The organism is Pantoea ananatis PA13 (assembly GCF_000233595.1).
Lineage (GTDB): Bacteria > Pseudomonadota > Gammaproteobacteria > Enterobacterales > Enterobacteriaceae > Pantoea > Pantoea ananatis.
The window spans coordinates 4,413,792-4,439,095 of record NC_017554.1 but is presented as its reverse complement, the minus strand read 5'-3'; the positions used below and the strand labels follow the sequence as shown (position 1 = coordinate 4,439,095).

General features: G+C 53.5%; 21 protein-coding genes and 1 riboswitch. Of the genes, 15 read left to right on the top strand and 6 right to left on the bottom strand.

Annotation, left to right across the window (positions count from 1 at the left end):
• Positions 1–5 precede the first annotated feature (5 nt).
• From secE to rpoC, 8 genes are all read left to right on the top strand, one after another.
• A complete protein-coding gene (secE, locus tag PAGR_RS20880) occupies positions 6–389 on the top strand; it encodes a preprotein translocase subunit SecE (protein ID WP_014606967.1) in 384 nt (127 codons plus the stop codon).
• A 1-nt stretch (position 390) separates the two neighbouring features.
• On the top strand, positions 391–936 hold the full coding sequence (gene nusG, locus PAGR_RS20875) for a transcription termination/antitermination protein NusG (protein WP_003848088.1): 546 nt from the start codon (positions 391–393) through the stop codon (positions 934–936).
• 148 nt (positions 937–1,084) lie between these two features.
• Complete coding sequence (gene rplK / locus PAGR_RS20870) at positions 1,085–1,513, top strand: 50S ribosomal protein L11 (RefSeq protein ID WP_006121495.1); 429 nt, start codon at positions 1,085–1,087, stop codon at positions 1,511–1,513.
• A gap of 3 nt (positions 1,514–1,516) precedes the next feature.
• Positions 1,517–2,221, top strand: a complete 705-nt coding sequence (rplA, locus tag PAGR_RS20865; protein ID WP_013024115.1) for a 50S ribosomal protein L1 — start codon at positions 1,517–1,519, stop codon at positions 2,219–2,221.
• 423 nt (positions 2,222–2,644) lie between these two features.
• Positions 2,645–3,142: a 50S ribosomal protein L10 gene (rplJ, locus tag PAGR_RS20860; RefSeq protein WP_003848098.1), complete on the top strand. Its 498-nt coding sequence runs from the start codon at positions 2,645–2,647 to the stop codon at positions 3,140–3,142.
• Positions 3,143–3,205: 63 nt separating this feature from the next.
• Positions 3,206–3,568 (top strand): 50S ribosomal protein L7/L12, encoded by a 363-nt coding sequence (rplL, locus tag PAGR_RS20855; protein WP_009092660.1) that lies wholly within the window; start codon positions 3,206–3,208, stop codon positions 3,566–3,568.
• Positions 3,569–3,898: 330 nt separating this feature from the next.
• Positions 3,899–7,927, top strand: a complete 4,029-nt coding sequence (gene rpoB / locus PAGR_RS20850) for a DNA-directed RNA polymerase subunit beta (RefSeq protein WP_013024116.1) — start codon at positions 3,899–3,901, stop codon at positions 7,925–7,927.
• 118 nt (positions 7,928–8,045) lie between these two features.
• Complete coding sequence (gene rpoC / locus PAGR_RS20845) at positions 8,046–12,269, top strand: DNA-directed RNA polymerase subunit beta' (RefSeq protein ID WP_014606966.1); 4,224 nt, start codon at positions 8,046–8,048, stop codon at positions 12,267–12,269.
• Positions 12,270–12,328: 59 nt separating this feature from the next.
• Here rpoC and PAGR_RS23360 read toward each other — a convergent pair whose 3' ends face one another.
• The gene (locus PAGR_RS23360; RefSeq protein WP_014606965.1) at positions 12,329–12,508 is read right to left on the bottom strand and encodes a DUF1127 domain-containing protein; all 180 of its coding nucleotides are present in this window, start codon (positions 12,506–12,508) and stop codon (positions 12,329–12,331) included.
• Between the two features lie 174 nt (positions 12,509–12,682).
• Here PAGR_RS23360 and PAGR_RS20840 point away from each other — a divergent pair, with 174 nt between their 5' ends.
• Positions 12,683–14,206: an aminotransferase-like domain-containing protein gene (locus PAGR_RS20840; RefSeq protein ID WP_014595034.1), complete on the top strand. Its 1,524-nt coding sequence runs from the start codon at positions 12,683–12,685 to the stop codon at positions 14,204–14,206.
• 114 nt (positions 14,207–14,320) lie between these two features.
• Here the strand turns inward: PAGR_RS20840 and thiE are convergent, their stop codons facing one another.
• The 3 genes from thiE to PAGR_RS20825 form a co-directional block, all read right to left on the bottom strand.
• The gene (gene thiE, locus PAGR_RS20835; RefSeq protein WP_013024119.1) at positions 14,321–14,953 is read right to left on the bottom strand and encodes a thiamine phosphate synthase; all 633 of its coding nucleotides are present in this window, start codon (positions 14,951–14,953) and stop codon (positions 14,321–14,323) included.
• Positions 14,954–16,876 carry a phosphomethylpyrimidine synthase ThiC gene (gene thiC, locus PAGR_RS20830; protein ID WP_014606964.1) on the bottom strand — a complete coding sequence of 641 codons (1,923 nt, stop codon included), beginning with the start codon at positions 16,874–16,876 and terminating at the stop codon, positions 14,954–14,956.
• 85 nt (positions 16,877–16,961) lie between these two features.
• Positions 16,962–17,060, bottom strand: a riboswitch (TPP riboswitch).
• A 180-nt stretch (positions 17,061–17,240) separates the two neighbouring features.
• A complete protein-coding gene (locus PAGR_RS20825; RefSeq protein ID WP_013024121.1) occupies positions 17,241–17,744 on the bottom strand; it encodes an Rsd/AlgQ family anti-sigma factor in 504 nt (167 codons plus the stop codon).
• A gap of 197 nt (positions 17,745–17,941) precedes the next feature.
• Here PAGR_RS20825 and nudC point away from each other — a divergent pair, with 197 nt between their 5' ends.
• The 6 genes from nudC to PAGR_RS20795 all read left to right on the top strand — a co-directional run bounded on the left by nudC (position 17,942) and on the right by PAGR_RS20795 (position 22,336).
• A complete protein-coding gene (nudC, locus tag PAGR_RS20820) occupies positions 17,942–18,712 on the top strand; it encodes an NAD(+) diphosphatase (protein ID WP_014606963.1) in 771 nt (256 codons plus the stop codon).
• A gap of 40 nt (positions 18,713–18,752) precedes the next feature.
• Entirely contained in the window at positions 18,753–19,823 is a 1,071-nt protein-coding gene (hemE, locus tag PAGR_RS20815) for a uroporphyrinogen decarboxylase (RefSeq protein WP_013024123.1), read from the top strand.
• The gene (gene nfi, locus PAGR_RS20810) at positions 19,823–20,491 is read left to right on the top strand and encodes a deoxyribonuclease V (protein ID WP_014595037.1); all 669 of its coding nucleotides are present in this window, start codon (positions 19,823–19,825) and stop codon (positions 20,489–20,491) included. The genes hemE and nfi overlap by 1 nt, the downstream gene beginning before the upstream one ends.
• A 62-nt stretch (positions 20,492–20,553) precedes the next feature.
• Positions 20,554–21,144, top strand: coding sequence for a YjaG family protein (locus PAGR_RS20805; RefSeq protein ID WP_013024125.1), 591 nt, complete (start codon positions 20,554–20,556; stop codon positions 21,142–21,144).
• Positions 21,145–21,332: 188 nt separating this feature from the next.
• Entirely contained in the window at positions 21,333–21,605 is a 273-nt protein-coding gene (hupA, locus tag PAGR_RS20800) for a nucleoid-associated protein HU-alpha (RefSeq protein ID WP_006121511.1), read from the top strand.
• Between the two features lie 68 nt (positions 21,606–21,673).
• Entirely contained in the window at positions 21,674–22,336 is a 663-nt protein-coding gene (locus PAGR_RS20795) for a DUF1481 domain-containing protein (RefSeq protein WP_014595039.1), read from the top strand.
• Positions 22,337–22,372: 36 nt separating this feature from the next.
• On the opposite strand, the gene purD is transcribed toward PAGR_RS20795, so the two are convergent.
• Entirely contained in the window at positions 22,373–23,653 is a 1,281-nt protein-coding gene (gene purD / locus PAGR_RS20790; RefSeq protein ID WP_014606962.1) for a phosphoribosylamine--glycine ligase, read from the bottom strand.
• Between the two features lie 16 nt (positions 23,654–23,669).
• Positions 23,670–25,259 carry a bifunctional phosphoribosylaminoimidazolecarboxamide formyltransferase/IMP cyclohydrolase gene (gene purH, locus PAGR_RS20785; RefSeq protein WP_013024128.1) on the bottom strand — a complete coding sequence of 530 codons (1,590 nt, stop codon included), beginning with the start codon at positions 25,257–25,259 and terminating at the stop codon, positions 23,670–23,672.
• Between the last annotated feature and the right edge of the window lie 45 nt (positions 25,260–25,304).

Here is a 25,304-nt window from a genome sequence, read left to right as displayed (position 1 = left end):
GGTTTATGAGTGCGAATACCGAAGCTCAAGGGAGCGGGCGCGGCCTCGAAGCGCTGAAGTGGGTAGTGGTAGTCTTATTACTGCTTGCGGCGATCGTAGGTAACTACCTCTATCGCGATGTGACGCTGCCTTTGCGCGCGTTAGCTGTGGTTGTACTGATTGCGGCAGCAGGCGGCATTGCGCTTTTGACGACAAAAGGCAAAGCAACCGTGGCCTTTGCACGTGAAGCAAGAACCGAAATGCGTAAAGTTATCTGGCCAACCCGCCAGGAAACACTGCATACCACGTTAATCGTTGCCGCGGTTACTGCCGTGATGTCACTGATTTTGTGGGGGCTGGATGGTATTCTGGTCCGTCTGGTATCGTTTATCACTGGCCTGAGGTTCTGAGATGTCTGAAGCTCCAAAGAAACGCTGGTACGTCGTGCAGGCGTTTTCCGGTTTTGAAGGCCGCGTAGCACAGTCGCTGCGTGAGCACATCAAACTGCACAACATGGAAGAGCTGTTTGGCGACGTCATGGTTCCTACAGAAGAAGTTGTTGAGATCCGTGGTGGTCAACGCCGCAAGAGCGAGCGCAAATTCTTCCCCGGCTACGTTCTGGTACAGATGGTAATGAATGACGCCAGCTGGCACCTGGTGCGCAGCGTTCCGCGCGTTATGGGCTTCATTGGCGGTACCTCTGACCGTCCTGCGCCGATTAGCGACAAAGAAGTCGATGCGATTATGAATCGCCTGCAGCAGGTGGGCGACAAGCCGCGTCCGAAAACGCTGTTCGAACCGGGCGAAATGGTACGTGTCAACGATGGTCCATTTGCCGACTTTAACGGTGTGGTTGAAGATGTGGACTACGAAAAGAGCCGCCTGACGGTTTCTGTTTCCATCTTTGGACGCGCAACGCCAGTAGAACTCGACTTCGGTCAGGTTGAGAAGGGCTAACCTTTTCCGACATACAATTTGGCTGTTGCAGCAGGCGCGAAATTTAACTATAATTTCGCGCCTTTTGTTTTTATGCGCTGGCAACAGCGTGTAAATCGTTACCACGGGGAGCCTTTTACAGGCGCTATAACCCAATTGAGGAATTATCATGGCTAAGAAAGTACAAGCCTACGTCAAGCTGCAGGTTGCAGCTGGTATGGCGAACCCAAGTCCACCGGTTGGTCCAGCTCTGGGTCAGCAGGGTGTTAACATCATGGAATTCTGTAAAGCGTTTAACGCCAAAACAGAATCACTGGAAAAAGGTCTGCCGACTCCAGTTGTTATCACCGTATACAGCGACCGTTCTTTTACCTTTATTACCAAAACGCCTCCGGCTGCCGTTCTGCTGAAAAAAGCAGCAGGCATCAAGTCTGGTTCTGGTAAGCCGAACAAAGATAAAGTCGGTAAAGTGACTCGTGCTCAGGTACGTGAAATCGCAGAAACTAAAGCTGCGGACATGACTGGTTCTGACGTTGAAGCGATGACTCGCTCAATCGAAGGTACTGCTCGTTCCATGGGCCTGGTTGTAGAGGACTAAGAAATGGCTAAGCTGACCAAGCGCATGAGCGTAATTCGCGACAAAGTTGACGCGACCAAGCAGTACGATATTGCTGAAGCAATCGCTTTACTGAAAGAACTGGCTACTGCCAAGTTCGTCGAAAGCGTTGACGTTGCTGTTAACCTCGGCATTGATGCACGTAAATCTGATCAGAACGTCCGCGGCGCGACCGTTCTGCCACACGGTACTGGTCGTTCAGTACGTGTAGCTGTCTTCACCCAGGGCGCAAACGCTGAAGCTGCTAAAGCAGCTGGCGCTGAGCTGGTAGGTATGGAAGACCTGGCCGATCAGATCAAGAAAGGCGAAATGAACTTTGACGTTGTTATTGCTTCTCCGGATGCAATGCGCGTTGTTGGCCAGTTAGGCCAGGTTCTGGGTCCACGTGGCCTGATGCCAAACCCGAAAGTCGGTACTGTAACGCCTAACGTTGCTGAAGCGGTTAAGAACGCTAAAGCAGGTCAGGTTCGTTATCGTAACGACAAAAACGGCATCATCCACACTACCATCGGTAAAGTGGACTTCGATGCTGACAAACTGAAAGAAAACCTGGAATCTCTGCTGGTTGCGCTGAAAAAAGCAAAACCTGCACAGGCGAAAGGCGTGTACATCAAGAAAGTTAGCATCTCTACCACCATGGGCGCCGGCGTTGCCGTTGACCAGGCGGGTCTGACTGCCGTAGCAAACTAATTGCTACTTGAAACGGGCGAAAAATTCACCTAGAATCTTACGCCCGTTGTTCTGCATTAATGCAGACGTCGATGTGGGTTATTCAGAACGTGGTAAGACGGTGGCCGAGTCAGCGACCTGAAGCACAGTGAACTGTGCGGCGGGTGAGGGCAAAGACAGCCAGCGCAATGCGGTTTGAGTGACAACACACGACCCAAATTTTAGGTTGGAGCCAGGCCTTATCCTGGCCTCCGTCCAAGACCGCAGGAGCGGAACATCCTCGGATGTAATGCTTAATCCCCTGCGTAGACGGTGACAGAACCAAAAGATTTTTTCTTATCTGGATTCTGCTCACCGTGTATTAGCGCTTATTTCCCTTCGGGTGAGTAAGTGAAGTGAGTTCCGGGGAAATCCTTCCCCGGTCAAATCCAGGAGCTAAAGCTAATGGCATTAAATCTTCAAGACAAACAAGCGATTGTTGCTGAAGTCAGCGAAGTAGCCAAAGGTGCGCTTTCAGCGGTTGTTGCGGATTCTCGTGGCGTTACCGTTGATAAAATGACCGAACTGCGTAAAGCAGGTCGTGAAGCTGGCGTTTACATGCGTGTTGTTCGTAACACCCTGCTGCGCCGCGTCGTTGAAGGTACTCAGTTCGAGTGCCTGAAAGACACGTTTGTTGGTCCGACCCTGATTGCATATTCTATGGAACACCCGGGCGCTGCTGCTCGTCTGTTCAAAGATTTCGCGAAAGCGAATGCAAAATTCGAGGTCAAAGCTGCAGCCTTTGAAGGTGAGCTGATCACGGCGGCCAATATTGACCGTCTGGCAACTCTGCCGACCTACGAAGAAGCACTGGCACGTCTGATGTCGACCATGAAAGAAGCCGCTGCCGGCAAACTGGTTCGCACTCTGGCTGCTGTTCGCGATGCAAAAGAAGCGGCTTAAGGCCTCTCTTTTCTTCGCACTTGCTAACGTATAAACTTTTTCTGATTCTTAGGAACAATTGTTATGTCTATTACTAAAGACCAAATTCTGGAAGCCGTTGCCGCTATGTCCGTAATGGAAGTAGTTGAGCTGGTTTCTGCTATGGAAGAAAAATTCGGCGTTTCTGCTGCTGCTGCTGTAGCTGTTGCTGCTGGCCCAGCTGAAGCTGTTGAAGAGAAAACTGAATTCGACGTCGTTCTGAAAGCTGTTGGCGCGAACAAAGTTGCAGTAATCAAAGCCGTACGTACCGCAACTGGTCTGGGCCTGAAAGAAGCCAAAGATCTGGTTGAAGCAACTGGCGTTATCAAAGAAGGCATCAGCAAAGATGACGCAGCTGCACTTGAAGCTGCTCTGAAAGAAGCTGGCGCTGAAGTTGAAGTTAAGTAAGACAACCCTCGGGTTGCAGTCTGAGTAGTTTCAGACTGATGGCTGGTGACTTTTTGGTCACCAGCCTTTTTGCGCTCCAGGGCCTCAATGGGGTTTCGCACTGTTTGTCCATTGTTGCTCATCAATATCTTTCTCTATCGACGACTTAATATACTGCTTTCCCGTGCGGGTTCCCTGCCCACGCTGAAGCAATGAAATGATTTAAGCGTGATAGAAAGAGGTATTGCACGTACTGCAGAGCAGTAGGTGAATCAAACAAAATCGTGTTGCATGAACTGTCCTGTCAGGACGGACAGCGTGGGTCGACTTGTCAGCTAGCTGAGGAACCCTATGGTTTACTCCTATACCGAGAAAAAACGTATTCGTAAGGATTTTGGTAAACGTCCGCAAGTTTTGGACATACCTTATCTCCTTTCCATCCAGCTTGATTCGTTTCAGAAGTTTATCGAGCAAGATCCAGAAGGTCAGTACGGACTGGAAGCTGCATTCCGCTCTGTATTCCCTATTGCGAGCTACAGCGGCAACTCTGAGTTGCAGTATGTCAGCTATCGCTTAGGTGAACCTGTCTTTGACGTGAAAGAGTGTCAGATCCGTGGCGTGACCTACTCGGCACCGCTGCGCGTGAAACTGCGTCTGGTGATCTATGAGCGCGAAGCGCCAGAAGGCACAGTAAAAGACATTAAAGAACAAGAAGTCTACATGGGTGAAATTCCACTCATGACTGACAACGGTACCTTTGTTATCAACGGTACTGAACGTGTTATCGTTTCTCAGCTGCATCGTAGTCCTGGCGTGTTCTTTGACAGCGATAAGGGTAAAACCCACTCCTCGGGTAAAGTGCTGTATAACGCACGTATCATCCCTTACCGTGGTTCATGGCTCGACTTCGAGTTTGACCCGAAAGACAACCTTTTCGTCCGTATTGACCGTCGTCGTAAGCTGCCGGCCAGTATCATTCTGCGCGCACTGCATTACACCACTGCTCAAATTCTCGACGTGTTCTTCGAGAAAGTGGTGTACGAAATTCGTGACAACAAGCTGCAGATGGAACTGGTGCCAGAGCGCCTGCGCGGTGAAACCGCGACCTTCGATATCGAATCGAATGGCACGGTCTACGTTGAGAAAGGGCGTCGCATCACTGCGCGTCATATTCGTCAGCTGGAAAAAGACGGTATCCAACACATCGAAGTCCCTGTGGAATACATCGCGGGCAAAGTGGTCTCTAAAGACTACATCGATGAGAATACCGGTGAGCTGATCGTTGCGGCCAACATGGAACTGTCGCTGGATCTGCTGGCGAAGCTGAGCCAGTCGGGTCACAAGCGCATTGAAACGCTGTTCACCAACGATTTGGATCACGGCCCATACATCTCCGAGACGCTGCGCGTTGACCCAACCAACGATCGCCTGAGCGCGCTGGTTGAGATCTACCGCATGATGCGTCCTGGTGAGCCGCCAACGCGTGAAGCTGCAGAGAACCTGTTTGAGAACCTGTTCTTCTCTGAAGATCGTTACGATCTTTCTGCAGTCGGCCGCATGAAGTTCAACCGTTCATTGCTGCGTGATGAGATCGAAGGTTCAGGTATCCTGAGCAAAGAAGACATCATCGAAGTGATGAAAAAACTGATCGACATCCGTAACGGTAAAGGCGAAGTGGACGATATCGACCACCTCGGTAACCGTCGTATTCGTTCAGTCGGTGAAATGGCTGAAAACCAGTTCCGCGTCGGTCTGGTCCGTGTTGAGCGTGCAGTGAAAGAGCGTCTTTCTCTGGGCGACCTCGATACGCTGATGCCACAGGACATGATCAACGCCAAGCCAATTTCGGCGGCGGTGAAAGAGTTCTTTGGTTCCAGCCAGCTGTCTCAGTTTATGGATCAGAACAACCCCTTGTCAGAGATTACGCACAAGCGTCGTATCTCTGCTCTCGGCCCGGGCGGTTTAACCCGTGAGCGTGCCGGCTTCGAAGTGCGTGACGTACACCCAACGCACTACGGTCGTGTCTGCCCAATCGAAACCCCTGAAGGTCCGAACATCGGTCTGATCAACTCCTTGTCTGTGTACGCGCAGACGAACGAGTACGGTTTCCTGGAAACCCCTTATCGTCGCGTTATTGACGGTGTGGTTTCCGATGAAATTCATTACCTTTCTGCAATCGAAGAAGGTAACTACGTTATCGCGCAGGCGAACACCAATCTGTCAGAAGAAGGTGCGTTCGTTGATGACCTGGTCACCTGCCGTAGCAAAGGCGAATCAAGTCTGTTCAGCCGCGATCAGGTTGACTACATGGACGTTTCCACCCAGCAGGTGGTTTCTGTCGGTGCGTCACTGATTCCGTTCCTGGAACACGATGATGCTAACCGCGCCCTGATGGGTGCGAACATGCAACGTCAGGCCGTTCCTACTCTGCGTGCTGATAAGCCGCTGGTAGGTACCGGTATGGAGCGCGCTGTAGCCGTTGACTCCGGTGTTACCGCTGTTGCGAAACGTGGTGGTACCGTTCAGTACGTTGATGCATCACGTATCGTTATTAAAGTTAACGAAGACGAGATGTACCCGGGCGAAGCGGGTATCGACATCTACAACCTGACCAAATACACCCGTTCTAACCAGAACACCTGTATCAATCAGATGCCGTGTGTCTCTCTGGGTGAGCCCGTTGAACGTGGTGATGTGCTGGCTGACGGCCCGTCTACCGATCTCGGTGAGCTGGCGCTGGGTCAGAACATGCGCGTCGCGTTCATGCCGTGGAACGGTTACAACTTCGAAGACTCCATTTTAGTCTCCGAGCGCGTAGTGCAGGAAGATCGCTTCACCACCATCCACATTCAGGAACTGGCCTGTGTGTCTCGTGACACCAAGCTGGGGCCAGAAGAGATCACGGCTGACATCCCGAACGTGGGCGAAGCTGCACTCTCTAAACTGGATGAGTCCGGTATCGTTTATATCGGTGCTGAAGTGACCGGCGGTGACATTCTGGTTGGTAAGGTGACGCCAAAAGGCGAAACCCAGCTGACGCCAGAAGAGAAGCTGCTGCGTGCGATCTTCGGTGAGAAAGCGTCTGACGTTAAAGACTCTTCTCTGCGTGTACCGAACGGTGTTTCCGGTACCGTTATCGACGTTCAGGTCTTCACCCGCGATGGCGTGGAAAAAGACAAGCGTGCGCTGGAAATCGAAGAAATGCAGCTGAAGCAGGCCAAGAAAGACCTGTCTGAAGAGCTGCAGATCCTGGAAGCGGGCCTGTTTAGCCGTATCCAGTCTGTCCTGATTTCCGGTGGCGTTGAAGCAGACAAACTGGACAAGCTGCCGCGTGAGCGTTGGCTGGAGCTGGGTCTGACTGACGAAGCCAAGCAAAACCAGCTGGAGCAGCTGGCAGAGCAGTACGACGAACTGAAGCACGAGTTTGAGAAAAAACTCGAAGGTAAGCGTCGTAAAATCACCCAAGGCGATGATCTGGCACCTGGCGTGCTGAAAATCGTTAAGGTTTATCTGGCTGTTAAACGTCAGATTCAGCCTGGTGATAAAATGGCAGGTCGTCACGGTAACAAAGGTGTTATCTCTAAGATCAACCCAATCGAAGACATGCCTTACGATGAGAACGGTACGCCGGTCGATATCGTACTGAACCCGCTGGGCGTACCTTCGCGTATGAACATCGGTCAGATCCTTGAGACTCACCTGGGGATGGCAGCGAAAGGTATCGGCGAGAAGATCAACGCGATGCTGAAAAAGCAGGAAGAAGTCGCCAAGCTGCGCGAATTCATCCAGCGTGCTTACGATCTGGGCACCGATGTGCGTCAGAAAGTTGACCTGAACACCTTTACTGATGACGAAGTTCTGCGCCTGGCTGAGAACCTGAAAAAAGGTATGCCAATTGCCACGCCGGTGTTTGATGGTGCGAAAGAGAGCGAAATCAAAGAGCTGTTAGAGCTCGGCGGTCTGCCTTCTTCCGGTCAGATTACCCTGTTTGATGGCCGTACTGGTGAGCAGTTCGAACGTCAGGTAACCGTAGGCTATATGTACATGCTGAAACTCAACCACCTGGTTGATGACAAGATGCACGCACGTTCTACCGGTTCCTATAGCCTCGTTACTCAGCAGCCGCTGGGTGGTAAGGCACAGTTCGGTGGTCAGCGCTTCGGTGAGATGGAAGTATGGGCGCTGGAAGCTTACGGTGCTGCGTATACCCTTCAGGAAATGCTTACCGTTAAGTCTGATGACGTCAACGGCCGTACCAAGATGTATAAGAACATCGTGGATGGCAACCATCAGATGGAACCTGGCATGCCAGAATCGTTCAACGTACTGTTGAAAGAGATTCGCTCGCTGGGTATCAACATCGAGCTGGAAGACGAGTAACCCTCAGTAACAGGCCTGGCCTGGAAGCGCAGGGTTAACGCGCTCGCATTTGTACTGGTTATGGGGCGTTCAATTTCGGTTGGACGCCCCTGAGTCTCACTCCGACGGGAGCAAATCCGTGAAAGACTTACTTAAGTTTCTGAAAGCGCAAACTAAAACCGAAGAGTTTGATGCGATCAAAATTGCGCTGGCGTCGCCAGACATGATCCGTTCCTGGTCTTTCGGTGAAGTGAAAAAGCCGGAAACCATTAACTATCGTACCTTCAAGCCAGAGCGCGATGGTCTGTTCTGTGCCCGTATTTTTGGGCCGGTAAAAGATTACGAATGCCTGTGTGGTAAGTACAAGCGTCTGAAACACCGTGGTGTGATCTGCGAGAAGTGCGGCGTTGAAGTGACCCAGACTAAAGTGCGTCGTGAGCGCATGGGCCACATCGAGCTGGCTTCGCCAACCGCACACATCTGGTTCCTGAAGTCACTGCCTTCGCGTATCGGCCTGCTGCTGGATATGCCGCTGCGTGACATCGAACGCGTGCTGTATTTTGAATCTTATGTCGTTATCGAAGGTGGCATGACCAACCTCGAGAAACGTCAGATTCTGACTGAAGAGCAGTACCTGGACGCGCTGGAAGAATTCGGTGACGAATTCGACGCGAAAATGGGTGCAGAAGCGATTCAGGCACTGCTGAAAAACATGGATCTGGAGCAAGAGTGCGAACAGCTGCGTGAAGAGCTGAACGAAACTAACTCCGAGACCAAACGTAAAAAGCTGACCAAGCGTATTAAGCTGCTGGAAGCGTTCGTTCAGTCTGGTAACAAGCCAGAGTGGATGATCCTGACCGTTCTGCCGGTTCTGCCGCCAGATCTGCGTCCGCTGGTACCGCTGGATGGTGGTCGTTTCGCTACGTCGGATCTGAACGATCTGTACCGCCGCGTGATCAACCGTAACAACCGTCTGAAACGCCTGCTGGATCTGGCTGCGCCAGATATCATCGTGCGTAACGAAAAACGTATGCTGCAGGAAGCGGTTGATGCCCTGCTGGATAACGGTCGTCGCGGTCGTGCGATCACCGGTTCTAACAAGCGTCCTCTGAAATCTTTGGCCGATATGATCAAAGGTAAGCAGGGTCGTTTCCGTCAGAACCTGCTCGGTAAGCGTGTTGACTACTCTGGTCGTTCTGTTATCACCGTAGGTCCATACCTGCGTCTGCATCAGTGCGGTCTGCCGAAGAAAATGGCACTGGAGCTGTTCAAACCGTTCATCTACGGCAAGCTGGAACTGCGTGGCCTGGCCACCACCATCAAAGCCGCTAAGAAAATGGTTGAGCGTGAAGAAGCTGTCGTGTGGGATATCCTGGACGAAGTGATCCGCGAACACCCGGTACTGCTGAACCGTGCACCAACTCTGCACCGTTTGGGTATCCAGGCATTTGAGCCCGTCCTGATCGAAGGTAAAGCTATCCAGCTGCACCCGCTGGTTTGTGCGGCTTATAACGCCGACTTCGATGGTGACCAGATGGCTGTTCACGTACCGCTGACGCTGGAAGCCCAGCTGGAAGCGCGTGCGCTGATGATGTCTACCAACAACATCCTGTCACCTGCGAACGGCGAGCCAATCATCGTTCCTTCACAGGACGTTGTACTGGGCCTGTATTACATGACCCGCGACTGTGTTAACGCCAAAGGCGAAGGCATGGTACTGACCGGTCCGAAAGAAGCTGAACGCGTTTACCGCGCCGGCCTCGCTTCGCTGCACGCTCGCGTTAAAGTGCGTATCACTGAGCACGAGAAAAACGAGCAGGATGAGTGGGTTTCTAAAACCAGCATCATCGACACGACGATTGGTCGCGCCATCCTGTGGATGATCGTGCCTAAAGGTCTGCCTTTCTCCATCGTCAACCAGGCGCTGGGCAAGAAAGCGATCTCCAAGATGCTGAACACCTGTTACCGCATCCTGGGCCTGAAACCAACGGTTATCTTTGCTGACCAGACCATGTACACCGGCTTCGCCTATGCGGCACGTTCAGGTGCGTCTGTTGGTATCGACGACATGGTTATCCCAGAGAAGAAAGTGGAAATCATCACCGAAGCGGAAGCGGAAGTGGCTGAAATCCAGGAGCAGTTCCAGTCTGGTCTGGTGACGGCAGGCGAACGCTATAACAAAGTGATCGATATCTGGGCTGCGGCCAACGAACGCGTTGCTAAAGCGATGATGGAAAACCTCTCTACTGAAGTCGTGATTAACCGCGATGGTGAAGAAGAGCGCCAGGTTTCCTTCAACAGCATCTTTATGATGGCCGACTCCGGTGCGCGTGGTTCTGCTGCACAGATTCGTCAGCTGGCCGGTATGCGTGGTCTGATGGCTAAGCCAGATGGCTCAATCATTGAGACGCCGATTACGGCAAACTTCCGTGAAGGTCTGAACGTACTCCAGTACTTCATCTCGACGCACGGTGCACGTAAAGGTCTGGCGGATACCGCACTGAAAACAGCAAACTCCGGTTATCTGACGCGTCGTCTGGTTGACGTTGCACAGGATCTGGTTGTGACTGAAGACGACTGCGGCACGCACGAAGGCATCATGATGACGCCGGTCATCGAAGGTGGCGACGTGAAAGAACCGCTGCGTGAGCGTGTTCTGGGTCGTGTGACTGCGGAAGACGTGCTGAAGCCTGGTACGGCTGACATTCTGGTTCCACGTAACACTCTGCTCGATGAGCACTGGTGTGACGTGCTGGAACTGAACTCAGTAGACAGCGTGAAAGTGCGTTCTGTTGTTGGTTGTGAAACCGACTTTGGTGTGTGTGCGCATTGCTATGGTCGCGACCTGGCACGTGGTCACATCATCAACAAAGGTGAAGCGATCGGTGTTATCGCGGCACAGTCCATCGGTGAGCCGGGTACACAGCTGACGATGCGTACGTTCCACATCGGTGGTGCGGCATCACGTGCGGCTGCTGAATCCAGCATTCAGGTGAAGAACAAAGGTACCATCAAGCTGACCAATGCCAAGTCGGTAACTAACTCGGCAGGCAAGCTGGTGATCACCTCGCGTAACGTTGAACTGAAAATGATCGACGAATTTGGCCGTACTAAAGAGAGCTATAAAGTTCCTTACGGTGCGACCATGGCGAAAGGTGATGGTGAGCAGGTTGCTGCGGGCGAAACCGTTGCAAACTGGGATCCGCATACCATGCCGGTTATCACTGAAGTGGGCGGTTTCATTCGCTTCACGGATATGATCGATGGTCAGACCATTACTCGTCAGACTGACGACCTGACCGGTCTGTCATCGCTGGTGGTCCTGGATTCTGCTGAGCGTACTGCGGGTGGTAAAGACCTGCGTCCAGCCCTGAAAATCGTTGATGCTAGCGGCAATGATGTCCTGATCCCTGGTACCGATATGCCAGCTCAGTACTTCCTGCCAGGTAAAGCGATTGTACAGCTTGAAGATGGCGTGAAGATCAGCTCGGGTGATACCCTGGCGCGTGTTCCGCAGGAATCGGGCGGTACCAAGGATATTACCGGTGGTCTGCCACGCGTTGCTGACCTGTTCGAAGCACGTCGTCCGAAAGAGCCAGCAATCCTGGCGGAGATCAGCGGCATCATCTCCTTCGGTAAAGAGACCAAAGGTAAACGTCGTCTGGTTATTACTCCGCTGGATGGTAGCGATCCGTATGAAGAGATGATTCCGAAATGGCGTCAGCTGAACGTGTTCGAAGGTGAACGTGTTGAGCGCGGTGACGTGGTTTCCGATGGCCCAGAGTCACCACATGACATCCTGCGCTTGCGTGGCGTGCATGCGGTTACCCGTTACATCACTAACGAAGTGCAGGAAGTTTACCGTCTGCAAGGCGTTAAGATTAACGATAAGCACATCGAAGTCATCGTTCGTCAGATGCTGCGTAAAGCAACCATCATGAGCGCGGGAAGCACCGAGTTCCTGGAAGGTGAGCAGGCTGAATTCTCTCGCATCAAGATCTCTAACCGTGAACTTGAAGCGAACGGAAAAGTGGGCGCTACCTTCATGCGTGACCTGCTGGGTATTACCAAAGCGTCACTGGCAACCGAATCGTTCATCTCTGCTGCATCGTTCCAGGAAACCACGCGTGTCCTGACCGAAGCGGCAGTTGCAGGCAAGCGCGACGAACTGCGCGGTCTGAAAGAGAACGTTATCGTGGGACGTCTGATCCCTGCCGGTACCGGTTATGCATACCATCAGGATCGTATGCGCCGCAAAGCGGCAGGCGAAGTGCCGGTTGCACCGCAGGTAACTGCGGATGAAGCCTCTGCAAGCCTGGCTGAATTGCTGAACGCTGGTCTGGGCGGTAACAACGACGAGTAATCGTCAAACGCCTGATAAAAAACCCTGCTCTGGCAGGGTTTTTTTTTATCTTTAAGCCATCAGTGAATATCGCGTCGATTTAACCCAATGTCTTTTAACTGACTATCGCTAAGCCTGGACAAAATAGCGCGGGTTTCCCGCTGGCATTGCCAGCGTCGGATGCTCCCCCAGACAATGCGCAAGAACCGAAACGGTCTTATGACAAATGGCTTAGCCGCGCGGTTTTCTTCATATCCCATGATCCTGCCCCTCGTTGTTTATCTGAGAAACATTTTCACGTAGACCGTCTGTTCGATACAGACTCACCAGGAACAAATATTTAACATACAGATTGCGCGTTGACGCATCTGAATGGTAGAAATAGCGTTAATCTGTACCGCTTTGCGGGGCAATCAAACTTCATAAGGCATACAATGACGCGTTATCAACATTTAGCCATGCTGCTGGAAAAGCGCATTGCGCAGGGGCTGTATCGGAACGGCGAACGGTTGCCCTCGGTGCGCAGCCTGAGTGCTGAACACGGTGTCAGTATTAGCACCGTGCAACAGGCCTATTATTTGCTGGAGCAGAAACAGTTGATCATCCCGCAGTCCCGTTCGGGCTATTATGTCGCGCCGCATAAAGCGATGCCGCCCATTCCGGCACTGACCCGACCGGTACAGCGCCCGGTGGAAATCACGCAGTGGGATGCGGTCTTTGATCTGCTTAACAGCCGGCTGGAAGATGACATATTGCAGTTGGGCAGCGGCATGCCGGATCTCACACAGTCTACCCTGAAGCCGCTCTGGAAAGCGTTTAGTCGGCAGGCACAGAAGCAGGAAAGCACTCTGCTGAATTACGATAATCTGTATGGGGTGACCTGCCTGCGAGAGCAGATCGCCCGGCTGATGATTGACAGTGGCTGTCAGCTCAGCCATGAAGATATTGTCATTACGACGGGTTGCCATGAAGCCCTGTCTGTTTCCGTTCGCGCTGTCTGCCAGCCAGGCGATATCATCGCCGTGGAATCACCATCGTTTCACGGCATCATGCAAACGCTGCGCGGTTTTGGCATTCGCGCCATTGAGATCCCCACCGATGCGGTAACGGGCATCAGTCTTGAGGCGCTGGAGCTGGCCTTTGATCAGTGGCCGATTAAGGCCGTCGTTGTGGTGCCCAACTGTAATAACCCACTTGGTTTCATCATGCCAGAGAAGCGCAAGCGCGCCCTGCTGGCCTTGGCGCAACGTTTTGACGCCGCGATTATTGAAGACGATGTCTATGGCGAGTTGGCCTGGGAGTATCCACGGCCTTCATCCATTAAATCGATGGATGAAGACGGGCGCGTATTGTTATGCAGTTCATTTTCAAAAACGCTGGCGCCGGGTCTGCGCGTAGGCTGGGTGGCGCCGGGGCGCTACCGCGATCGGGTTCTGCATATGAAATACATCGGAACCGGGTCTACTGCGACTCAGCCTCAGCACGCAGTTGCAGAGTTTATTCATCAGGGGCATTACCAGACCCATCTGCGGCGGATGCGTCAGGTTTACCAACACAACTACGAAACCTTTATTTGCTGGGTTCGGCACTATTTCCCCTGTGGAATCTGCGTCACGCGGCCTCAGGGGGGATTTCTGATGTGGATTGAACTGCCAGAAGCCTTTGACGCCGTGCAACTTAACAATACGCTGCGGGAGTCCGGGATACAGATTGCTGTGGGTTCGCTGTTTTCCGCCTCGGGCAAATATCGCAACTGCCTGCGCCTGAACTATGCCTTGCCTGCCAGCGATAAAGTTGAACGGGCACTGGCGATAACGGGCAGCGCCGTTGAGCAGGCGATAGCGGCATGTGTCCACGATCGGCCAAGGGCACATACCTCTTTACCTGTGGTTGAGGAGCAGGGCCAGAAAGAGGAGGGAACTGGCCCTGGTCCGGCCATTCCGGCCGGACACCTGTGACTTTACTGAGCATAAAAAAACCGCGCCAGCCGTAATACTCATTGCCGTGCGCGGCTTTCCACTCTTTAACAGCCTTTTGCACAGGCTGCAGGTATTTCTGGGCGCTGACGCGCGTTAGTACGCCGTTTCGGGTTCGGCAAGCCGCAGCAGAACACGCGTGGCCTCCTGCCAGTCTTCTGCCTGAGTAATCGCGCTCACCACCGCAATACTGCCCACCCCGGTGGCCAGGACCTCTGGCGCACGATCAATACTGATGCCTCCGATCGCGACTGTTGAGATGCCGTGCAGCCGGGCCAAATGGCGCTTAAGTTCAGCTACGCCCTGAGGGGAAGAGGGCATGGCCTTCGTCTGGGTGGGGAAGATGTGCCCCAGCGCCACATAGGAAGGGCGCAGTGCCAGCGCCCGATCCAGCTCTGCATCATCATGAGTTGAAAGTCCCAGCCGCAAGCCTGCGTGCAGGATCTGCTGCAGGTTAGCGACCTCTAAATCTTCCTGACCCAGATGGACGCCATAGGCCTGATGTTTAATCGCCAGTTGCCAGTAATCATTGATAAACAGACGTGCCTGATAGCGCTTACCTGCGGCGATAGCCCGAATAATCATGGGTTCAACCACCTCGTCCGGCTGATCCTTGATCCGAAGCTGAAGGGTTCGCACACCGGCTTCCAGCAGGCGCTCTATCCATTCCACGCTGTCAACGACCGGATAGAGCCCCAGACGTGATGCGGTTGCGGGAAAGGCGTCCATTTATTCCTCCTTTATTGCGGTCGCAGGGTGATACAGCTCACCGCCGCGCTCACGAAAATGATCAGACATTTTCGCCATCCCCACCTCAATCGCCTGGGCTTCGGCTTCCTGCCTTGCGGCGTAGTCACGCACTTCCTGGGTAATTTTCATTGAGCAAAATTTGGGGCCGCACATAGAGCAGAAGTGGGCCACCTTACCGGACTCCTGCGGCAGGGTTTCATCGTGGTAAGCCCGGGCCGTATGCGGATCCAGTGCAAGATTAAACTGGTCTTCCCAGCGAAACTCAAAACGTGCTTTGGACATCGCATTGTCGCGGATTTGCGCGCCCGGATGACCCTTGGCCAGATCGGCTGCGTGCGCGGCGATCTTGTACGTGATTAAGCCCTGTTTAACATCTTCCTTGTTTGGCAGACCTAAATGCTCTTTGGGCGTGACGTAGCACAGCATGGCGCAGCCGAACCAGCCAATCATCGCGGCACCAATGCCGGAGGTAAAGTGATCGTAACCCGGAGCAATATCAGTGGTGAGGGGGCCCAGAGTGTAAAACGGCGCTTCATGGCAATGTTCCAGTTGTTCGGTCATGTTGCGACGGATCATTTGCATGGGAATATGGCCGGGGCCCTCAATCATCACCTGCACGTCGTATTCCCAGGCAACTTTCGTCAGCTCACCTAAGGTGTGCAGTTCCGCAAACTGCGCTTCGTCATTGGCATCCTGAATCGATCCCGGACGCAGGCCGTCACCCAGTGATAATGAGATGTCGTAGGCCGCACAAATTTCACAGATGTCGCGGAAGTGCTCATACAGGAAGCTCTCTCTGTGATGCGACAGGCACCACTTCGCCATAATGGAACCACCACGCGAGACAATCCCAGTCAGGCGTTTCGCGGTCATGGGCACATAGCGCAGCAGCACGCCTGCATGAATCGTAAAATAATCCACACCCTGCTCGGCCTGTTCCAGCAATGTGTCGCGGAAAATTTCCCAGTTCAGATCTTCTGCCACACCGTTAACTTTCTCAAGCGCCTGATAGATCGGTACCGTACCGATAGGCACCGGGCTGTTACGCAAAATCCATTCACGGGTTTCGTGGATATAGCGGCCGGTGGAAAGATCCATGACGGTATCGGCGCCCCAACGCGTTGACCACACCAGCTTTTCAACCTCTTCTTCAATCGAGGAGGTCACGGCTGAGTTGCCGATATTGGCATTCACTTTCACCAGAAAGTTACGCCCGATGATCATGGGTTCGGATTCGGGATGGTTAATATTTGCCGGAATAATAGCGCGCCCGGCAGCCACTTCCTGACGCACAAACTCAGGGGTAATATTTTCTGGCAGATGGGCGCCAAAGCTGTGCCCCGGATGCTGCTGCAGCAGCACCTCGCCGCGGATGCGTTCCCGGCCCATATTTTCCCGCAGCGCGATAAACTCCATCTCCGGCGTAATTATGCCCCGACGAGCATAATGGAGCTGGGTAACGCAGTGGCCTGCCTTCGCACGGCGTGGTGTGGGCAGGTGTTCAAAACGCAAGTGATCCAGGCCGTCATCGGCCAGCCGCTGTTGCGTGTAGGCAGAGCTGATTTGCACCAGATTTTCGCTGTCATTCCGCTCTTCAATCCAGCGCGCCCGCAGTTTATCCAACCCCCGATGCACGTCGATTTGTGCGGCGGGATCGCCATAGGCACCGGCCGTATCGTAAACCGGAACGGGCTCATTCTCCTCATAAACCGGCGCTTCTTTACTGCCGCTGGTCAGGGTAGGGCTGAGTTGAATTTCCCGCATTGGGACACGGATATCATCGCGGCTGCCGGTAAGCCAGATACGTTTTGAATTAGGGAAGGCGCTGCCGCCCTGAAGAGAGTCAATGAATTCCTGTGCCTGAGCACGTTGTTCGCGACGGGTCGTTTTAGCAGTAGACATAGCAATATTCCAGTAAGAGGGAAGGTTGCTTGTCCGGAGTTCGGAAGGAGTAACGGCACTGCTGACACCATTCGGTGGCGTACCGTATAAATTTACTCTTGTTCCCTTCGCAGGTTCTAACCTGATCAGGTTCCGCGGATCCCGAATTAACGGTCTCAGCCCTTAGGCACTCCGACAAGATGAGGTTTCAACGATTTCGCTACGGCGCCCGCTCGGCTTCACCCGGGAAAAAGGGATAGCATGAACAGCGCCCGTAGATGACGTATCAACCGTAAACACCGACTACGTTCGGCGTTAAACGTAAAGCCCACTCAGCATAAGGGGGCTTTTGGCTAATCACAAGTCTTTTACAATCGATTAGGTTTTAGGCGGGGCGGGCAATTTCGCTGTCGTTAGCCACGGGCGGGGTCAGGTGATTATCCCATGCCATCTGGATGAGTTTGTCCTCAAGCGTAAAGCGTCCTTCCAAGGCTTCTCCGACCTCCGATAGCGCATTCTGAAAGGTGACGTAGTTATCGTCATCGATCGCCTGCTGCAGGTGTCCGTCATACAGCTTCATCAGTTGTTCGGTGTTGGCTTCCAGCGAGGGATAAATCTGCGTTGCTGCCAACAGCGGACTGGTACCGTCCATTTCTCCGATCAGGCGTTGATAGAGGCTGAAGTGGCCGGATGAAAGATAATCGACCAGATTATGGCAAAAGTTATCAAGTGCCTGTTCATCCAGACGCGTCAGTGCCTCTTTCTTTGGCTTGATACCGACCAAATGGTAATAAGAAACCAGTAACTGGCGGCGAGCGGCCAGCCATGAATCGACCAGTTCATTACTGCCACCTACGCGTTTGGTCAGAACGTCTAACTGGTTGAGCATAGTTAACTCCGTATGAGTTATGCACCTTCATATTTCAGATTAGCGATGCGTCAAGTGCGCTTGTTTTCCACGAGCCTGCCGGGGAGAAATAAGCGTGTTGTCGTCTTGCAACCAGAATTATTTGGGTATAGTTGTTCATCTACACACTTAACATCGGGACTTCAGCGTGCGGGTTGACGCTAAGGATGACGAAATAAATGCAATGCGAAATTTCAAGCGTAGACGCTGGATGGTGGATTGTCAGCAGTGAACAAAAAATTTGGTTACCGCAAGGAGACCTGCCTCACGGTAATGCGCAGCATTTTGGCCTGACGGGTCATCAGGGGCGCGTAATTGGCGAATGGCAGGGGGAGAATGTCTGGCTGATTTGCGAAACACGTTCGGAGGATATGCTGTCTTTGCGGCAGTTACTTAACGAAGATCCGGGACTGTTTCAGTTGGCAGGGCGCGGTGTACAGCTGGCCGAATTTTATCGCTCTCACCGCTGGTGTGGCTACTGCGGCCATGAGATGCACGCCAGCAAGCGTGAATTTGCCTGCCTGTGCAGCCACTGCCGTGAACGCTACTATCCACAGATTGCGCCCTGCATTATCGTCGCCATTCGCCGGGGGGACGAGATCCTGCTGGCTAACCATGCGCGCCAGCGTAATAACATTTACACTGTGCTGGCCGGTTTCGTCGAAGTAGGCGAAACCATTGAACAGGCCGTCGCGCGCGAGGTAATGGAAGAGAGCAACGTGCGTGTCAGGAATGTCCGCTATGTCACCTCGCAGCCCTGGCCTTTCCCGCAGTCTCTGATGATGGCGTTTATGGCGGAATATGATGGCGGCGAGTTACAACATGACGGCAAAGAGCTGCTGGACGCCGGATGGTTCCGCTTTGATGCGCTGCCTTTACTGCCGCCGCCCGGTACCGTCGCCCGTCGATTAATTGAAGATACGGTGGCCCTCTGCCGCGCTGAGGCGTGAGAGTGCTACACTACTCGCTTGATACCGAGAGAGTCCTGAGATGAGTGAACTGAAGAACGACCGTTATTTGCGCGCCCTGTTACGCCAGCCTGTAGATGTCACCCCCGTATGGATGATGCGGCAAGCCGGGCGTTATTTGCCGGAATATAAGGCAACGCGCGCCCAGGCAGGCGATTTTATGTCGCTGTGCAAAAATGCCGAACTGGCCTGCGAAGTCACCCTGCAACCCCTGCGTCGCTTTAAGCTGGATGCGGCGATCCTCTTCAGTGATATTCTCACCATCCCTGATGCAATGGGGCTGGGTTTATACTTCGAAACAGGCGAAGGCCCGTGCTTCTCCAACCCGATTACCTGCCGTGCTGATGTCGATCGCCTGCCGGTGCCCGATCCTGAACAGGAGCTGGGTTACGTGATGAATGCGGTACGCACCATCCGTAAAAACCTCAACGGCGAAGTACCATTGATAGGCTTCTCAGGCAGCCCCTGGACGCTGGCGACCTATATGGTTGAAGGGGGAAGCAGCAAAGCCTTCACCAAGATCAAAAAAATGATGTATGCCGAGCCTGCCACGCTGCACGCCATGCTGGATAAGCTGGCCGACAGTGTCATCCTCTATCTTAATGCCCAGATCCGCGCCGGTGCGCAGTCGGTGATGGTCTTTGACACCTGGGGCGGCGTGTTAACCGGGAACGACTATCGTGAGTTCTCGCTTTACTACATGCATAAAATTGTCGACAGCGTGCTTCATGAGAACGAAGGACGTCGTGTGCCCATCACCTTGTTTACCAAGAATGGTGGCCAGTGGCTGGAAGCCATTGCTGAAACGGGCTGTGATGCACTAGGTCTGGACTGGACTATCGATATCAGTGAAGCCCGCCGCCGTGTCGGCCACAAAGTTGCTTTGCAGGGCAATATGGATCCTTCCATGCTCTATGCACCCCCGGCGCGAATTGAGCAGGAAGTGGCAACGATTCTGGAAGGATTCGGCCAGGGTGAAGGCCACGTTTTCAATCTGGGACACGGCATCCATCAGGATGTTCCACCCGAGCATGCCGGCGTATTTGTTGAGGCGGTGCACCGTCTGTCACGCCAGTATCATTCGGCGTCATAATGGATATCGCCGCTCTTCGCGCGGAGCAACGCCAACGGGCCGCAGAAGTCGTACGGCAGGATGATTTTGACGTGCTGCCGCCACGCTTTATTGGTGGCGCAGACGTCGGTTTTGAGCAGGAAGGCGCAGTGACGCGTGCGGCACTGGTTATTCTTGAATATCCGTCCATGAAGCTGGTGGAATATCGCATCGCGCGCATTGATACCACCATGCCTTACATTCCGGGCTTTCTCTCTTTCCGTGAGTATCCGGCCCTGCTGGCGGCCTGGGACATGCTGGAGCAGAAGCCCGATCTGCTATTTGTCGATGGTCATGGTATCTCACATCCGCGCCGGCTTGGTGTCGCGTCGCATTTTGGGTTGATGGTGGATGTTCCCACTATCGGTGTTGCGAAAAAGCGTCTGTGCGGGCACGTTGAGGCGCTGGATGAAACGCCCGGCAGTCGGCAGCCGTTGATGGATAAAGGAGAACAAATTGGCTGGGTATGGCGCAGCAAGGCACGCTGTAACCCGCTGTTTGTTGCCACCGGACACCGCGTCAGTCTGGACAGCGCTCTGGAATGGGTAGAAAAGTGCACACAGGGCTACCGTTTACCGGAGCCCACGCGCTGGGCGGATGCTGTGGCATCTCGCCGACCCGCATTTCTGCGCTGGCAAAGCGCGCTTTAACACTGTTTGTATGGCGCTTTTGGGTTACACTGCCGCCAGCGAAACGAATAAGAGCTCTGTGTATGTTACAAAACCCTGTACATCTGCGTCTGGCAAAGCTGGAAAGCTGGCAACACCTGACGTTTATGGCTTGCCTGTGCGAGCGCATGTATCCCAACTACGTGGCTTTTTGCCAGCAAACCGAGTTTGCCGATCCTGCACTTTACCGCCGTATTCTGGATCTGATTTGGGAAACGCTGACGGTTAAAGATGCGAAGATCAATTTTGACAGCCAGCTGGAAAAGCTTGAAGCGGCGATTCCCGATGGCGATGCGTTTGAGGTTTACGGTGTCTATCCGGCCATTGATGCCTGCGTGGCATTGAGTGAAGTGCTGCATTCGCAGTTAAGCGGTGAAACGCTTGAACATGCGATTGAAGTCAGCAAGACCTCGATCACCACCGTTGCCATCCTGGAAATGACTCACGAAGGTCGCGAAATGACCGATGAAGAGCTACGAGAAAATCAGGCTGTCATCGATGAATGGGACCTGCAATGGGAGATTTTTCGCCTGCTCGCGGATTGTGAAGAGCGAGACCTCGAATTGATAAAAGGTCTGCGATCTGACCTGCGTGAGGCGGGAATTAGTAACATCGGTATAAAAATTCAGCAATAAGGCGAGAAAACGTGACTTCAGGCCTTAATTAGCGCGCCTGGAGGCTTCACATCAGCCCCCAGTCTGGTCTACATTTGGGGGGCTGAAAATTGTGGCTATCGGTGCGTGCAGGCTGAAGAGTGCCCGAAGCTGGCTTTTCCCTCGCACTCGTTGCTTAGCAAGCGATAAATACACTTTAAGGATAACTTATGAACAAGACTCAACTGATTGATGTGATCGCAGAAAAAGCTGACCTGTCTAAAACCCAGGCCAAGGCAGCGCTGGAATCTACTCTGGCTGCAATCACTGAGTCTCTGAAAGAGGGTGATGCTGTACAACTGGTTGGTTTTGGTACTTTTAAAGTGAACCACCGCGCTGAGCGTACCGGTCGTAACCCACAGACTGGCAAAGAAATCAAAATCGCTGCGGCAAACGTACCTGCATTCGTGTCTGGTAAAGCTCTGAAAGACGCCGTTAAGTAAGACGTCGCACTGCGGTAACGTTTTAAAACAGGGGCGATTTCGCCCCTTTTGTTTAGGGGCCAGCCACCATGACTACGCTGTTTCAGCGATTATCAGCCCTGCTTCTCTCCTCTTTTCTCATTGGGTGTAGTTCAACGCCCGACATTCCGGCTTTCTCGGCCAGCGGTTATCTCGCCGATCGCGGCAGTGTTCGTATCTGGCGCAAGAATACCGATCATCACTCGGTACATATTCGTACGCTCTATAATCCGTTCAACAGCGAAAAAAGTGAAATTACGGACTATCGCTGGCTCGGCGATGATCTGATCAGCGTGGAACGCCAGGTGAAAGGCGAAAAGCCAGACGACGTTACGCTACGCTTTGATCAAGGCGGCAATCTCAATTTTATGCAGCGCCAGCTCGCGACGCGCCGTGAGGCAGTCAGTCCGGATGCGGTTGAGCTTTACAAGTTTGATGCACAACGTATGCGTGAAGTCAGCGATGCGCTGTTAAGTGGGCGGGTGTTTCTGAAACAAGGACACTGGTCAGGTGGAAGCGTTGTGACAACCTGTGAGGGCCAGCAGGTGACGCCGGCTTTCGACAGTTATGCACTGCAGACGCTTACGCACTACCGCCGTGATAAGGCGGAACCCTTGATGATTTCATGGCTGGAAGCGCCTGAAGGCGTGCAGTTGCTGCGTGTGACTCAAAAAGATGAATGCGCGGATGCGCCGGATGAGGCGAATTTCTGAGGCAATAAAAAGGGGCACTGGGTGCCCCTTTGATCATTATTTACGGTTAATGGCACGATAGCCGATGTCGCGTCGGCAGAAACTGCCTTGCCAGGAAATCGGCTTAGCCAGTTCGTAAGCCCGTTTCTGTGCGGCAGCAACATCATCGCCTAGCGCGGTGACGCAAAGAACCCGCCCACCGTTCGTCAAAACCCGATCCTCTTCAAGGCGCGTCCCGGCGTGGAAAACTTTGCCGTCGGCAACCTCTTCCAGCGGCAGACCGTGAATCTGATCGCCGTTATTGTAAGAGCCGGGATAGCCCCCGGCTGCCAGCACCACGCCCAGTGAAGGGCGGGGATCCCATTGTGAGTCTTTTTGATCAAGCTTGCCTTCACAGGCGGCCAGACACAGATCCACCAGATCCGACTGCAGGCGCAGCATAATGGGTTGTGTTTCGGGATCGCCGAAGCGACAGTTGAATTCGATCACTTTAGGCTGACCAGTCTGATCGATCATCAGCCCGGCATATAAGAAGCCCGTATAGACATTGCCTTCGGCGGCCATGCCACGTACGGTTGGCCAGATAACCTGATCCATAACGCGCTGGTGGATTTCATCGGTCACCACCGGGGCAGGGGAATAAGCACCCATTCCTCCCGTGTTCGGCCCGGTATCGCCGTCGCCCACCCGTTTATGGTCCTGGCTGGTGGCCATTGGCAACACATTCTCGCCATCAACCATCACGATAAAGCTGGCTTCTTCGCCGTCCAGAAACTCTTCAATCACGATACGGTGACCGGCATCACCAAACGCATTACCCGCCAGCATATCCTGCACGGCATCTTCCGCTTCCTGCAGCGTCATGGCCACAATCACGCCTTTACCGGCAGCCAGCCCGTCAGCTTTGATGACAATCGGCGCACCTTTTTCACGCAGGTAAGCCAGCGCAGGGGCGACGTCGGTGAAGTTTTGGTACTCGGCGCTGGGGATGTTGTGACGTGCAAGAAAGTCCTTGGTGAATGCTTTAGACCCTTCCAATTGCGCGGCGGCCTGAGTTGGACCAAAGATTTTCAATCCGGCCTCGCGGAACGCATCAACCACGCCTGCCACTAACGGCGCTTCAGGGCCGACAATGGTGAGATCAATCTGTTCACGTTGAGCGAAGGCCAGCAAAGCGGGAATATCGGTGGGGGCAATATCGACGTTCTGCAACGCGGGTTCCAGCGCGGTGCCCGCATTACCGGGTGCGACAAAAATGGTTTCTGCCAGCGGCGACTGCGCCGCTTTCCAGGCCAGTGCGTGTTCACGTCCGCCGTTACCGATGATTAAAATTTTCATAAAAGGCTCCACAGAATTAATGGCGGAAGTGACGCATGTCGGTAAAGATCATGGCAATACCATGCTCATCCGCTGCCGCAATCACTTCATCGTCGCGGATAGAACCGCCAGGCTGAATCACACAGCTTACGCCCACGGCAGCAGCGGCATCAATGCCATCCCGGAACGGGAAGAACGCATCGGAAGCCATCGCGGACCCTTTTACTTCCAGGCCTTCATCACCCGCTTTAATTCCTGCAATTTTGGCAGAGTAGACGCGGCTCATCTGGCCAGCACCTATGCCGATGGTCATATTGTCGCGCGCATAGACAATGGCGTTGGACTTAACGAATTTCGCCACTTTCCAGCAGAACAGGGCATCACGCAGTTCCTGCTCAGAAGGTTGGCGCTTGCTGACGACGCGCAACTGGCTGGCATCGACCATACCGAGGTCGCGATCCTGAACCAGCAGACCGCCATTCACCCGTTTGAAATCAAGGGCAGCCACGCGACCCTGCCAGTCACCGCATACCAGCACGCGGACGTTTTGTTTTGCCGCGGTCACTTTCAGCGCAGCTTCCGTTGCAGCAGGAGCGATGATGACTTCAACAAACTGTCGGCTGATGATGGCCTGGGCTGTCGCCTCATCCAGCTCGCGGTTAAAGGCAATGATGCCGCCGAAGGCAGATGTCGGGTCAGTCTGATAGGCACGCTCATAAGCTGCCAGAATTGACTCACCCACCGCAACACCGCAAGGATTGGCGTGTTTGACAATGACGCAGGCGGGCTCAATAAACTCTTTCACGCACTCAAGCGCGGCATCGGTATCCGCAATGTTGTTATAAGAGAGTGCCTTGCCCTGCACCTGGCTGGCGGTAGCGACCGAGGCTTCCTGCACATTCTCTTCTATATAGAAGGCGGCGTCCTGATGGCTGTTCTCGCCATAGCGCATATCCTGCTTCTTAATGAAGTTGAGATTGAGGGTGCGCGGGAAGCGGCCGGCTGGTTGGCTGGTTTCACCATGATAGGCAGGAACCAGAGTACCGAAGTAGTTAGCGATCATGCTGTCGTACGCGGCGGTATGTTCAAACGCTTTGATTGCCAGGTTGAAGCGGGTTTCGAGCGTCAGTGAGTTCTGATTGGCGTCCAGCTCAGCGATAATGGCCGGATAATCGCTGCTCTTAACGACAATCGCCACGTCTTTGTGATTCTTGGCCGCCGAGCGCACCATTGTCGGGCCGCCAATATCAATGTTCTCAACGGCGTCTTCCAGTGAGCAATCTGGTTTTGCGACGGTTTGGGCAAAGGGATAAAGATTGACGACCACCATATCAATCGGGCTGATAGCATGCTGCGCCATCACCGCATCATCTTGTCCACGACGTCCTAAAATGCCGCCATGGACTTTCGGGTGCAGTGTTTTAACGCGTCCATCCATCATTTCCGGGAAGCCGGTGTAGTCAGACACTTCTGTGACGGGAAGTCCCGCCTCTGCGAGCAGGCGAGCGGTACCACCTGTGGAGAGCAGCTCAACACCGCGCTGAGAGAGTGCCTGAGCAAATTCGAGGATGCCGGCTTTATCAGAAACACTGAGCAGGGCGCGGCGTAAAGGACGAGGTTGTTGCATGGTGGTTTTATCCCTTGGCTTTGATTCGCGTAAATAAGAGCGTTA